The organism is Chryseobacterium camelliae (assembly GCF_030818575.1).
In the GTDB taxonomy this organism is placed as follows: Bacteria; Bacteroidota; Bacteroidia; order Flavobacteriales; family Weeksellaceae; genus Chryseobacterium; species Chryseobacterium camelliae_A.
In genome coordinates, this window is record NZ_JAUTAL010000001.1 from 2,196,009 (window position 1) to 2,208,528 (window position 12,520).

The 12,520-nt window shown below is 41.9% G+C and carries 10 protein-coding genes; 6 read left to right on the plus strand and 4 right to left on the minus strand.

Features of this window, described 5'->3' with window-relative positions; genetic code table 11:
* Nucleotides 1-2: 2 nt before the first annotated feature.
* From QE404_RS09935 to QE404_RS09945, 3 genes are all read right to left on the minus strand, one after another.
* A complete protein-coding gene (locus QE404_RS09935; RefSeq protein WP_307450041.1) occupies nucleotides 3-353 on the minus strand; it encodes a DUF7009 family protein in 351 nt (116 codons plus the stop codon).
* A 233-nt stretch (nucleotides 354-586) separates the two neighbouring features.
* Complete coding sequence (gene fdhD, locus QE404_RS09940; RefSeq protein WP_307450044.1) at nucleotides 587-1,459, minus strand: formate dehydrogenase accessory sulfurtransferase FdhD; 873 nt, start codon at nucleotides 1,457-1,459, stop codon at nucleotides 587-589.
* A 236-nt stretch (nucleotides 1,460-1,695) separates the two neighbouring features.
* A complete protein-coding gene (locus QE404_RS09945; RefSeq protein WP_307450047.1) occupies nucleotides 1,696-2,688 on the minus strand; it encodes a helix-turn-helix domain-containing protein in 993 nt (330 codons plus the stop codon).
* A gap of 135 nt (nucleotides 2,689-2,823) precedes the next feature.
* Here QE404_RS09945 and QE404_RS09950 point away from each other — a divergent pair, with 135 nt between their 5' ends.
* The 4 genes from QE404_RS09950 (at nucleotide 2,824) to QE404_RS09965 (ending at nucleotide 8,098) form a co-directional block, all read left to right on the plus strand.
* Complete coding sequence (locus QE404_RS09950) at nucleotides 2,824-4,575, plus strand: ABC transporter ATP-binding protein (RefSeq protein ID WP_307450050.1); 1,752 nt, start codon at nucleotides 2,824-2,826, stop codon at nucleotides 4,573-4,575.
* A gap of 57 nt (nucleotides 4,576-4,632) precedes the next feature.
* A complete protein-coding gene (locus QE404_RS09955) occupies nucleotides 4,633-5,451 on the plus strand; it encodes a siderophore-interacting protein (protein WP_307450052.1) in 819 nt (272 codons plus the stop codon).
* Nucleotides 5,452-5,581: 130 nt separating this feature from the next.
* The gene (locus tag QE404_RS09960; RefSeq protein WP_307450055.1) at nucleotides 5,582-7,300 is read left to right on the plus strand and encodes an ABC transporter ATP-binding protein; all 1,719 of its coding nucleotides are present in this window, start codon (nucleotides 5,582-5,584) and stop codon (nucleotides 7,298-7,300) included.
* Nucleotides 7,301-7,399: 99 nt separating this feature from the next.
* The gene (locus QE404_RS09965) at nucleotides 7,400-8,098 is read left to right on the plus strand and encodes a DUF1826 domain-containing protein (protein ID WP_307453384.1); all 699 of its coding nucleotides are present in this window, start codon (nucleotides 7,400-7,402) and stop codon (nucleotides 8,096-8,098) included.
* 147 nt (nucleotides 8,099-8,245) lie between these two features.
* Here QE404_RS09965 and QE404_RS09970 read toward each other — a convergent pair whose 3' ends face one another.
* Nucleotides 8,246-8,824 carry a PepSY-associated TM helix domain-containing protein gene (locus QE404_RS09970; protein ID WP_373462509.1) on the minus strand — a complete coding sequence of 193 codons (579 nt, stop codon included), beginning with the start codon at nucleotides 8,822-8,824 and terminating at the stop codon, nucleotides 8,246-8,248.
* A gap of 147 nt (nucleotides 8,825-8,971) precedes the next feature.
* Between QE404_RS09970 and QE404_RS09975 the strand changes: the two genes are divergently transcribed.
* Both QE404_RS09975 and QE404_RS09980 read left to right on the plus strand, forming a co-directional pair.
* Complete coding sequence (locus QE404_RS09975; RefSeq protein WP_307450060.1) at nucleotides 8,972-10,411, plus strand: helix-turn-helix transcriptional regulator; 1,440 nt, start codon at nucleotides 8,972-8,974, stop codon at nucleotides 10,409-10,411.
* Nucleotides 10,412-10,783: 372 nt separating this feature from the next.
* Nucleotides 10,784-12,160 carry a T9SS type A sorting domain-containing protein gene (locus tag QE404_RS09980; RefSeq protein ID WP_307450063.1) on the plus strand — a complete coding sequence of 459 codons (1,377 nt, stop codon included), beginning with the start codon at nucleotides 10,784-10,786 and terminating at the stop codon, nucleotides 12,158-12,160.
* The last annotated feature ends 360 nt before the right edge of the window (nucleotides 12,161-12,520 follow it).

Below are 12,520 nucleotides of genomic sequence, written 5' to 3' on the forward strand. Positions count from 1 at the left end.
TGTTAGCATTTTGCGTTCGGATTCGGATAGTTGTCGCTCTGGTCTTCCAGGGTATTGTCCAGACACACAAAATCCTTTTCCACTAAAAGGCTGATCTTTCCGGCCTGTCCGTTGAAGCCTACGGTATCGGTTGAAATCCATTCCTCTACCATAACTGCCGGCATTTTAAGGACCATGCGATTATCTGTGAAGACGGCAGAAAGATTTCCGTCTTCCGTTCTTTCAATCGCATAGACAAAGTTCCGGCCTGGAAACTCCGTAGATCCGGAAATCATTCCGTTTTTGCCCAGTTCTGCCACCTCCGACTGTGTGAGGCGGAATCTTAAGCTGTTGTCTTTAATTCTTATTTTCATTGCTGTAAATCCTCAGAATTTTTTAGTTGATCAATTATGATGTGTTTCTTTTTACTGCGAAGTATCATTCAGGGTGTTCATGATGCTAAGATGGCAGATCGCCTATCTGTAAAGGTAAATTTTATCCATTTTTAGCAATCCATCCTTCAATGATTTTGCTTCTTTGCCTTTTTTTCTTTTATGATCTTACTTTTTTCGTTGATGCTTTTTCCTTTAATGGTTCATAGTATCCGCTAATCTGTCTTTATCTCCACATGTCTGCTCTGATGGTATACATTGAACCTGGTATCCCGGAGGAACCCGAGCAAAGTCATGTCAAATTCTTTAGCCAGGTCAACGGCCAGGCTGGAAGGTGCTCCTATTGCAGCGACCACGTAAATTCCTGCCATGGCAGCTTTCTGGATCAGTTCAAAGCTTGCCCTTCCGCTGAGCAATAAAATATGGTTGCTGAGAGGAAGCTGTCCGGCCATGAGCGCATTCCCGATCAGTTTATCTAACGCATTATGCCGTCCTACATCCTCACGCAAAGCCAGGAGATTCCCGTTTAAATCAAATAGTCCCGAAGCATGGATGCCGCCGGTCGCACTGAAATTATTCTGGAATGTCCTGAGTTTTTCAGACAGCTGATAAAGTGTTTTTAGTGTTACGGTTTGCTGTTTTTTTTCCAAAGTCCGGAAAGTACTGACTGTCCTGATGGACTCTATAGATCCTTTTCCGCAAACACCGCAGCTGGAAGTAGTGTAAAAATTCCGTTCGGTGTTCATCAGTTTGGGAATATGGCCTTCTGTTAGCTCGACAATAACCGTATTTTCACCGGTCCTGGAACATACGGCCTGAGAATGATATACCTCTTTCACCTGTTCCCGATCCGAGATAATGCCTTCAGTAAAAAGAAATCCTACTGCAAGCTCGGCATCATTTCCCGGCGTACGCATGGTTACAGAAATGTTCCGGGTGGTTTTCTCAAATTCGGATTGATAAGATACCCGGATTTCTAAGGGTTCCTCTACGGAAATATCATCGGTACACGGAAAGCTCAGGCTGTCTTTTACTTTGACAATCTCTATTTTCTGTACGGAATTGTTCTCCAGGATACCGGCTTTCATGTTTTAACAGATTTTATCAGATGTTCTTTTGAGGTTTGGTCTGAAGTTCTAATGAATCATCAATCTTAATACCACATTAGTAAATATACACATTTTGTGTCTCAATCACAAGCCTAGGAAAGCTTATATGATCTGTATGACCGCCAAATGATGACTAAAAAGAATCTGTTTTGTGAAAGAAGAAAACAATACCGCCATAGGTGGGAGCTGACATCCTGTAAAATCGACTTAGAGGATTACCGCTTCCTCAAATGGCTGGGCGCTACACCGTATTTCCTTTTGAAAGCAGCTGAAAAATGCCGCTGGTTTTTATATCCCATAAGTTGTGAAACTTCACCGACATTCAGATCCTGATCCGTCAGCATATGTTTTGCCTGTTCCATTTTAGCATCATTCCAAAATGAAAAAACGGTGGTCCCGAACAGTTCCTTAAATCCTTTTTTAAGGGTAAACTCATTGGTTCCTGCCATATGAGCAAGATCAATGAGCGAGTACGAAGCGTCCAGATTCTGCAGAATAAATTCTTTCACGGTATGGATTTTATCCGCATCTCTCCTCCTGACAGAACTTTGAAATGCTTCATTACCTGAAGCCTGCTCCAGCTGGAGCATCAGCAATTCAATGACTTTTGCTTCAAGAAACATCCTTTTGAAAATTCCGTCTCTCCGGCAGCGCATAATGTCATTGATAATCCGGTACATCTGCTCACTGATCCCGAAATGGGTTGTGCTTAACAGGCCTGATTGCTTTTTTTCCATCCTTTTGCGGAACTGCTCAAACAGATCGGAATTTTGCGGCAGGAACCTGCTGAAGTACTTAGGGCTGAGGTTGATCTCGCACGAGCTGATATGGTTAGTTTCCCATTGCATGTCTCCGCACATTCCGTTGGCATAGATGATATTGTGGAGGTTGGATTGAAAACTGACTGTGCCGCCAAAGTTTTCGGATACAGCACTTTTTGTTCCTTTAAGGGCAAAATGCATTTCTATCGTTTCAAAATCGCTTTCGAAACCCAACAATACCTTATCCGCAAGATTGGCCTTACCGAAACCGATATGAACGCCATCAAAATAAATTTCCCTGTAAAATCCTTTGCCGTAAAAATGATCGATAGATATTAAATGTTCCGTAATCTGGTCTTTATTTTCTTCTGCTGAAAAAAAATAATCTGAATAGTCCCTCTCCAGGAGAATACGGCCGGGTTCTTTGTCATATAAACGTAAATTCATCTTTTGTGTATTATTTATTCCTTTTTGCGGACATATTTATCCTTCTTACATCCCTTTTATCATATTCCACACATTAATTTTGCAAAGTTAGAAATTATTTAGAATCATTCTTAATAACTAATCAAATTTTTATTGATGAAAAGGAAAACAAAAAGAAAAAACGGGATAAGCCGCCTGCTGGAGATTGCCGGCAGCAGGAAGGCGGCACTCATATTGTCTGCGCTCCTCGCTGTTATACATGCATTGCTCAGCCTGGTCCCTTATGTGCTGACCTTCTATATTATAAAAGAACTTACCCAGCCAAACCCGGATTATCTTTTGATGAGGTCTTATATTGCCTATGCGGTAACTGCGGCTTTAATCAGCATGCTTTTCCTTTATCTGTCCGGAATTTTATCGCATATCGCCGCTTTTAACATCCTTTTTGAATTAAGGAAATACATTGCCGCCAAAATAGGAAGGCTGCCCATGGGATATCTTACCCACCGTAATTCAGGTGCTTTGAAGAAGATTCTTTCCGATGACGTAGAACGGATCGAAAATTTCATAGCCCACCAGATTCCGGATTTTGTAAAAGGTATTGCGCTTCCTGTTATCACGATATCTTACCTGTTCTCCCAGGACTGGCGCTTGGCAGCCATCAGCTTTGTACCGCTGCTCATACTTGCCGTTATGATCCCGCGGATGTATGGAGGCAGAAACAGGCAGATCATCAAGGATTACCACCAGTCATTGGAAGATATGAATTCCGGGATCGTAGAATATGTACGTGCGATGCCCGTCATGAAGATTTTCGGGCAGTCCGCAGAAACTTTTGACAAGTACGGGACCACGGTAAAACGTTTCAATGGCTTTGTAGCACAGTGGATAAAAAACAGCACACCGGGATTTGCCATATTCGTGAGTTTTACAAGCAACGCCATGTTGCCCGTCCTGGCACTTGGGTTATACCTGTACTTCGATCATGGGATTTCACTGGCCACGCTGCTGTTATTCTTGATTTTAGGAACTGGCTACATCAAACCGCTTTTTGTCCTGAGCAATATGGGCATGCAGCTGTCAGTCATCAACCACGGAGTAGAGCAGATTGATGAATTGCTTGATCAGGACTGCCTTGAAGAACAACCGCTGCTCCAGAAACCTGAACATTACCATATAGAGTTCCGCCATGTCTATTTTGCCTATCAGGATCAGAAAAAAGTACTGGAGAACATCAGTTTTGAGATCAGGGAAAAAACCATCACCGCCCTCGTAGGTCCTTCAGGCGCCGGGAAGACTACGGTAGGACAATTATTATCAAGATTCTGGGACATACAGGAAGGCGGAATCTATATTTCCGGAAAAGATATACGCGAATATCCCACTCCACAGCTGATGAATATGATCTCATTCGTATTTCAGGACAGTTTTATGTTCCAGCAGTCTATGTATGAAAACATTAAAATGGGGATGGATAAAACCCGGGAAGAAGTGGAACGTGCTGCAAAGGCCGCTCAGATACATGACCTGATTGTAAATCTGCCGGAAGGTTACGATACGCTGTTCGGGCAATCAGGAGTCCACCTGAGCGGAGGCGAACAGCAGCGTTTCCAGCTGGCCAGGGCCCTGCTGAAAGATGCACCAATCCTGATCCTGGATGAAGCCACCGCTTTTGCAGACCCCGAAAACGAATACAAGATCCAGCAGGCATTCAGCCAGCTTATCAAAGATAAAACGGTCCTGATCATTGCCCACCGGCTGAGTACTATTACCAATGCCGACCAAATCCTGCTGTTTGACAAAGGGAAATTGTCAGCCAAAGGCAAACATGCCGAACTCCTGGAGCACAGTGATCTCTATCAGAGGATGTGGAACGCCCACATAAGAGCCAGGGATTTTGTCATATAAGCCTACATGCCAGACGCACCAGCAAAGACTAAAGAAATATTAACAAGCAATTATACAATGAGCACTCTTAATTTTAAAACAATACAGGCTGAACTCAGGGTAAGCAGAAAAGAATTCTTGACGCCGCATTATGTGCGTATCTACCTCACCGGAGCAGACATACCGTTATTCGCCAATACCACTGTAGGAATCAATAACAAAATCCTGATCCCGCCTAAAGGTACTGACAGAATCTATTTCCCAGAATTTGATTATGAAACCATGCAGTGGAAACCACAGCCTGAAGAAACACGCCCTGTTGTACGCACCTATACCCACAGGGGAATCGATACGGACACCAATGAAATGTGGATTGATTTCGTTGCCCACGGTGATGAAGGGCCCGCCTCTGCCTGGGCAATCAAAGCAAAAACCGGCGACATGCTGGGCGTGATGATGAAAGACGGTAAAACGGAATTGTATACGCCGGCCAAAAACTATCTCCTGCTGGGTGATGCCACAGCGATACCGGTTCTGAGTGCCATACTGGAAGATCTGCCTGAAACCGCCCAGGGGATCTGCATCATTGAGGTACACGGGAAAGAGGATGAACAGAAAATTGAGACCAAGGCTGACATGCAGTTTATATGGCTGCATAATGAACATCCTGAACAAGGCAGCCGACTTGCAGAAACCGCAAAAGGGATCATGCTCCCGGAAAAAGACCGTTTTGCTTATGTGGCTGCCGAGTTTTCCACTGTGAAAGAAATCCGCAATTTCCTGCGCAAAGAGAGCAACTGGCAACAAAAGGAAGTCTATGCCTACTCCTACTGGAAATCCGGCGTGGCCGAAGACAAATCTGCAGCAGAAAGGCATATTGAGAATGAGGAAAGCTGATTCTATACGGATACAGAATGCATATGTTCCTTCATCATGTGGATAATACCTAACTAAATTCTTATCAATACCTGTTCATTGAGTCAAGCCTGAAACCTCACCGGCTCATCAGCAATCAATACCAAACATTATGATTCAAAATCTGAAATACGTCACCTCCTTTAACCGTAAAGAGACCTGGAAAGTAATTTTCTGGTCAATCTTCCACAGTATCTTCGTGGCCATGCCGTCCGGCATTTTACTGATCGTAGTCTGGGAGCTCTTTTCGGAACATCCCAATACATCAGTGATCTGGACTGTTGTAGGTGTTATGGCAGTAATGCTGGTCATCCAGTTTTATATTGCATCGAAATCCATGGTACTCTCCAATCTCTGGGTATATGATCTTTCTACCCGGCTGCGCATAATGCTGGGCAACCGGATTCAGAAATTCTCATTAGGCTTCTTCAAAAAAAAGGATCCGGGAGAGATCGCATCGATTATTTTACAGGATGTGGCGAATTTTGAAGGCATATTCGGGCACAGCATGGGTAATCTGGCATCTGCTGCTTTCGGTACTGTAGTACTTTCCGTTTTTCTGCTCCTTTATGATTGGCGTCTGGCATTGTGCCTGCTTGCAGTATTGCCGCTTATCTATCCTTTTTTGGCACTGGCCAATTACTTCATTCAGAAACTGGGCAGGAAACAGATCGCTGCCCGCAACACTATGGGTGCTAAATTTCTGGAGTATGTTCAGGGTATCCGGCATCTGAAGTCCTATGGACTTACGGGAGAAAAACATCAGGGTCTTGAACATGCTTTTGAAGAGGTACGCCGGAAAAGCATTACCATGGAAGCCATTGCCGGACCTTTTGTGATGACAGCAAGCATCATTTTCGAAATTGGTTTTCTGGCGATGGCTGCACTTGGCCTGTATTACCTGAACGGGCATTCCATCACCATTCCCGTGCTGATTACATTTTTAATTATGGGGTACAATCTTTATCAGCCCCTTAAGATCGTTCTGGTAGATTATATTGTGCTACGCTATATGAATGAAAGCCTGGACCGTGTGATCCATGTCATGCATGAACAGACTATGGAAACCTGTCGGCACGAAATGCCTTCCCGGTTCGATATTGTTTTTCATGATGTAAGTTTCGGGTATCTGGATGCCATGACCGTACGGAATTTAGATTTTACGGTTCCGGAAAAATCCATGCTGGCCCTGGTAGGACATTCAGGCTCGGGAAAAACGACGGTCGCCTCGCTGATTGCCCGGTTCTGGGACGTGAGTTCAGGAAGTATAACCATTGGAGGTGTGGATATACGGAATATCAATCAGGATCATTTTTACGGACTGATCAGTGAAGTATTTCAGGAGGTATACCTGTTCGACGATACGATCTATAACAACATTAAGATCGGGAAACCCGATGCAACGCGGCAGGAAATCCTTGATGCCGCAGACAGGGCACGGGTATTGGATTTTGTCTGGGAACTGCCGGAAGGCATGAATACTACAGTAGGTGAAGGTGGCAGCAGGCTGTCCGGCGGACAGAAACAGCGCATCAGCATTGCCCGTGCGCTCCTGAAAGATGCCCCAATTGTTTTACTGGATGAAGCCACCGCAAGCCTGGACCCTGAAAATGAGGTATATATCCAGCAGGCGATCCAGGAATTGGTACAGTCCAAAACCGTTGTTGTCATTGCACACAAACTGGCTACCATCCGTAATGCTGACCAGATCCTGGTTTTGAAAGAAGGAAAAACAGCAGAACAAGGAACCCATAATGAACTGATGGAATTCAACGGGATCTACCGGAATATGTGGAACATTCAGCAACAGTCCGGAGGCTGGAAAATATGAGTAAAAAAAATTATAAGTTTAAATACCCCTAATTCCCGCAATGTTTCCGTCCTGTTCGTTATTTTTGCATACCCAACGTATACCGGTACCGTTAATATGATGAACAACATTATTTCTGAAAGCCCTCAAATAGGAATCGTTTCCACCATTGCTGAACTGATCGGCACCCAATTCCAGGGCAGTATGAATGCGCTGTGCTGGCAACGGAATATAGCCGGGGATTTTAAAGAAGTGGTATCCAAACTCCGGCTGGAGGAAAACATTACAGAAGTTTCTGCCGAAGACCTTTTGACCCTGCAGCTTTCGGAGCAGGGGAATATGGCCCGGAAAACCATCCTGAATGATCTGCAATTGTTGCAGGACTTCGGTGCACAGCCTTCCCTGAACCTGCTGAAATGCTATGACCGGGATGAGGAGCTTGATTTTTTCCCGACCGATGTCTATTCCTACCACGTCGACCGCTCTCCCATCATGACTGATACTTTTCTGTGTACGTATCACGGGGCAGCCAGCGATATCCTGCCGAATGGCCAGGTGACCCAAAAAATCCTCATTCCTGAAATCCGTGAGCAGCTTAAACGACTGCACGACGGTCCGGAAGCTGACTTTGAAGCATTTCTGAAAGACTGTTTCTTCGACCTCCATTATCAGCCCAAACCGAATGCCTGCCCGGTTAATCTTGGAAACGGGAACCTTTGGCGCCTGGCAGTAGACCATCCGGAGCAAAAAGTATTACCCTGTGTCCACCGGGCTCCTGTAGAAAATGACGGTGAGTACAGGTTGCTGCTGATTTGCTGAGAATACTCAATTATAAAAAAATTTAGTCTTGTGAACAAGGAGTATGCTTTTACAATTCAAATAGTTAAAGTCAAATATCATTTACCGAAGGATTTAATCTGCAAGCTTTTGTTTAAATTAAAATAACCTCAATATAGGAGGCTATTTTTAAACGGCATCAACACGAATCTCCTTTCCGGTATAACTATCATACACCTTTACCGAAGCGTATTCGATGCTTTTAAGCCCTACTTTTCCAGAGGTAAATACATATGCTCCCACTTTGTTCCTTTCAAAGTTTGAGATGCTGACTTCACTCTCGCCGCTTTCCTCCATTACGGTATAGGCAAACGGATCAATATCTTTCCGGGTTCTAACAGAATCTTCTTTGGGAAGAGTATCCATAAGGTGTTCCGTAGTGCCGCCTGCCACTTTCACAGTGGCATCCATGAGTGGCTCAAAGAAAATAATCAGCCCTGTTGTCCCCAAGATAAAACATACCGTCAGGGAATAGAAGCCATACACATTATGGAGGTCATAATTAAACCTTTTGAAACGGACTTTCCATTTGATCGTAAAGCTAGCCTGCCGGGTAGTCTTATTCCATTTTTTAAGCCACCACAGGATCAGGCCTGTAAGCGTACTTATGACAAACACGATCGTTGACAGGGCCACAATCCAGACTCCTGTTTTTCCCGCTAAAAAGGAGTCGTGAAAATGGACCATAACAAAGAAAATTCCAGAGATCCGTCCTTTTTGAGATTTATATTTTTATATTCAGTTTAATACAGAGAAATCCTTACACTTACCATAATCAATTGCCAGCTTAACAATAAAATTCATAAATTTACCTGATCATTGATAAAAACAATAAATCCTGAGCATCAATATATTGTGAAAAAGTCTTTACTGCTATTCTTATTTATCCTTTTAACCTGCGTAAAAACTCATGCTCAGTCGCAGAAAGATCTTTCCGGGTTAAAAAGTAGGGTTGCAGAAAATTCAAGGCTATTCAATACCAATATCAATAAAGCCTATTTTGATCTGGACGGGTTGATTAAAGAATCCAGGAAACTTAAAGACTCACTTTCGGAAATGAAACTGCTCGAAAGAAAATGCAGGTATTTTTACAACAAAAACCAGATCGACAGTCTTATTATTGCATCAGAACGGCTCCAAAAAGTTTCAGGTAATTATGATAGCAAATATTATGGAGCAATGGCGGACGTTTATCTTGCAGAAATCTATTCCGTAAATAAATTTTACGATAAAGCGATTTTTCATCTGAACAACGCTTACACTACCCTGCAACAAGACAAATCGGAAAGCAAAAAGATATTTTATGCAAAAGCCAACGTCCTGAGCAGCTTTGCCAATGTTTATATGGATAAGAATGAGCCCGGAAATGCAGTAAAAAAACTCAAGGAGGAAATAAGGAGCGGCTCCGAACTAAAAGACAGGAATGAATTTGCTTCGTTTCAGTATCTCAACTACTCCAATATTTCAAATGCTTATATGCCGTACAACGTGGATTCCGCCTACTATTTTGCACGAAAATCCATCGAAATAAAACCCGCAGATATTTCTGATGACAAATCCATGATCAACAACTATATTGTGATCGGCCAGTATTATGAACACAGGAAAGATTATGAGAAGGCAGTAAAAAATTTTCACAAGGCCTTAAAAATCGGAAAACGTACCGGCATTGAATTGAATATAAACAGTATCTATACATCCTTACAAGAAATTTACCTGCGTAAAAACCAGAAAGACAGCTTTAATTTCTATGAAAATAAAGCCAAGCAGTATGATCTCCAGATGCTTCAGAGTAAATATAATTCTCTGCAGGAAGTAATCAGTAAAGATAAAGAGGAGCTGAACCTGTCTTCCGACAGGACGCCTCTGCTGTTGGTGATTTTACTGGTAATGGTATCGGGAACTTTTGCATTTCTCTTTTTTAGAATCAGCAAGAAAAATAAGGCGGAGAGATTAAATGCAGACAAGGAAATTCCGGAACCTCAAATGAAAAGGAATCTGCGTGAAACTTACAAAAACCTTATCAGTTTTCTTGAAAATAATGACCCTGGATTTATGTTTGCTTTTGAAAGTGTATTTCCTGAATTTTCTGAGAAACTGCTGAAAATAAATCCTGATCTTCAACAGTCTGAAATTGAGTTCTGTGCGCTCCTGAAATTAAAGCTTACCACCAAAGAAATTGCGAAATATACCTTTATTGAAACACGGACCGTTCAAAATAAAAAATACAGGCTCCGCAAAAAGCTGGAAATTCCTCAGCAGACGGATATCTATCACTGGATCGACAGTATCTAACTTTATCTTTATATAAACCCTCTGCTTTCCATATTTCTCAATTATGATTATGATAATTTTAATGCTAAATAAATATCAATTTTTTAAATATTCATCATCTATTATATTAAATTTAACGAGTATTTATTGTCTTTAAAATTCAAAGTAAAAATTAAATACTTTTTCAATTCTTCACCATTTACACCGTTAAATAATGAAAAAGTACCAAATGAGTATGTATTTTCTTGATAATTTCTACTTAAAAAGTATGAATTCTCCAATCAATCTATAAATTTGTTCACAGTTCTTCACAAGGACAATCCCACCAAAACCGCAATTTATTAAGATCTGAAATCGGTAAAATTTTTCACATTTCTTAAAACATTATTTACTATGGAAAACATCACTTTTTTTAATTTTAAAAAGGCTCTTACGGTTTGCGGAGTAGGTCTTACCGTTCTTACCTCTGCCCAACAGTGGAGCAACGCAGGTTCATCTGCCTTGGTTTCAGCAGGCAACAGCAGCTATAATAATCTGGTTGTAGATGCTTCGGGAAATTATTATATCTCGTACTATGACACAACCGTAACGAAAGGCTCAGTACAGAAGTTTAACGGGACCTCATGGTCTTATGTAGGAGGCTCAGCGGGAATTACTACCGGCATTGCTACATATAATTCGTTAACAACTGATCTTCAGGGAAATATCTATTACAGCAACCAGGCCAGCTATCCGAGTACGGGAATGGAGATCAGAAAATTCAGTGGAGGATCATGGGGCATGCTTCCGATGGCTACAACTAGCAGCATCAACTTCCACTCGATCACAACATCACCATCCAACGTGCTTTTTGCATACAGTTCCGACGGATCCGGAACGGTAAGAAGATACAGCAGCAGCAGCGGAGCATGGGAACAGGTAGGAAATTCCGGATTTCCTGGTGGAGCTACTTTCCCTAAAATAGCAGTGGGTTCAGATAATACGCTTTATGCCTCGCAGATCACTTCTGGGGTATTCAATGTTTATAAAATCAACGCCAATGCAACTTCATCAGATACCTGGACCCTCGTAGGAGGCGGTCCGGTAGGTAATGCATACAGTTCGGACAGTTCTTTTTCCGATATTGCGCTAGATGGAAATAATATTCCCTATGTCGTATACGTATCGAACACTGCAGGAGGAAGAAAATTGAATGTAAAGAAACTTTCAGGAAATGTCTGGGTACAGATCGGCGCTGCCAACTTTTCGGACAGTATAGTAAACAATACTGCCATCGCGGTAACGCCAGCAGGTGCACCGTACGTGGTTGCATCGATTTGGGACAGCTCTAACAGCAACAATGGCAGAAACAGCGTATATCGCTTTAATACTTCATCAGGAAACTGGGAAAGATTCGGAGATCCTTTTATTTCAACAGCAGCTTCTAACTATAACGACATCGCTATTGATCCCGTAAATAATTATGTGGTGGTAGCTTATTCCGAAAGTGGCACAATGGTAAAAAGAATGTCAATGAATGTTCTTGCCGTACATGACGTTAAAACTTCTGATACTTTCGGCATATATCCGAATCCGACAGAAGGAATAGCGTATATAAAAGACGCAAAAAAGATTAAATCTGTGGAAGTGAGCAATATGGCCGGACAGATGACAGCCGCAAAAATTTCTGGGCAACAGATTGATATTTCAGATTCCCCGAAAGGTGTTTATTTTGTAAAAGCGACTTATGAAGACGGCAAAATTTCAGTACAAAAGCTGATAAAAAAATAGGCGATTGCATCATCGTTGATAAGTAATATATTAGAAAGTCCTGGGTATTTCAATTGAGATACTCAGGTTTTTATTTAAAATGGATCAGAATCCGGCAGCGTAAATTCAGTTTCCAAGTATGATTAAATTGTAACATATTGATATTAAGATTATTGAAGCTATTTAATAAAAATTATTCAGACAATTTAATCCGTATTTAAAAACACTGATGGCTTCATTTGGTGTTTTTTGATTTTTATGGCTTTAATGTTCTGATCTGCACAATCACCAACTTTGTAACATCAAACTAAGGCTATCATGATAAAGATAAATATTTTCTTTAATCTATTTGGGTCTGTGATATGATTGTTTTAAATATCC

Coding starts and splice junctions, on each gene's coding strand:
- QE404_RS09935 (WP_307450041.1), bottom strand. CDS start 353: ATGAAAATAAGAATTAAAGACAACAGCTTAAGATTCCGCCTCACACAG.
- fdhD (WP_307450044.1), bottom strand. CDS start 1,459: ATGAAAGCCGGTATCCTGGAGAACAATTCCGTACAGAAAATAGAGATT.
- QE404_RS09945 (WP_307450047.1), bottom strand. CDS start 2,688: ATGAATTTACGTTTATATGACAAAGAACCCGGCCGTATTCTCCTGGAG.
- QE404_RS09950 (WP_307450050.1), top strand. CDS start 2,824: ATGAAAAGGAAAACAAAAAGAAAAAACGGGATAAGCCGCCTGCTGGAG.
- QE404_RS09955 (WP_307450052.1), top strand. CDS start 4,633: ATGAGCACTCTTAATTTTAAAACAATACAGGCTGAACTCAGGGTAAGC.
- QE404_RS09960 (WP_307450055.1), top strand. CDS start 5,582: ATGATTCAAAATCTGAAATACGTCACCTCCTTTAACCGTAAAGAGACC.
- QE404_RS09965 (WP_307453384.1), top strand. CDS start 7,400: ATGAACAACATTATTTCTGAAAGCCCTCAAATAGGAATCGTTTCCACC.
- QE404_RS09980 (WP_307450063.1), top strand. CDS start 10,784: ATGGAAAACATCACTTTTTTTAATTTTAAAAAGGCTCTTACGGTTTGC.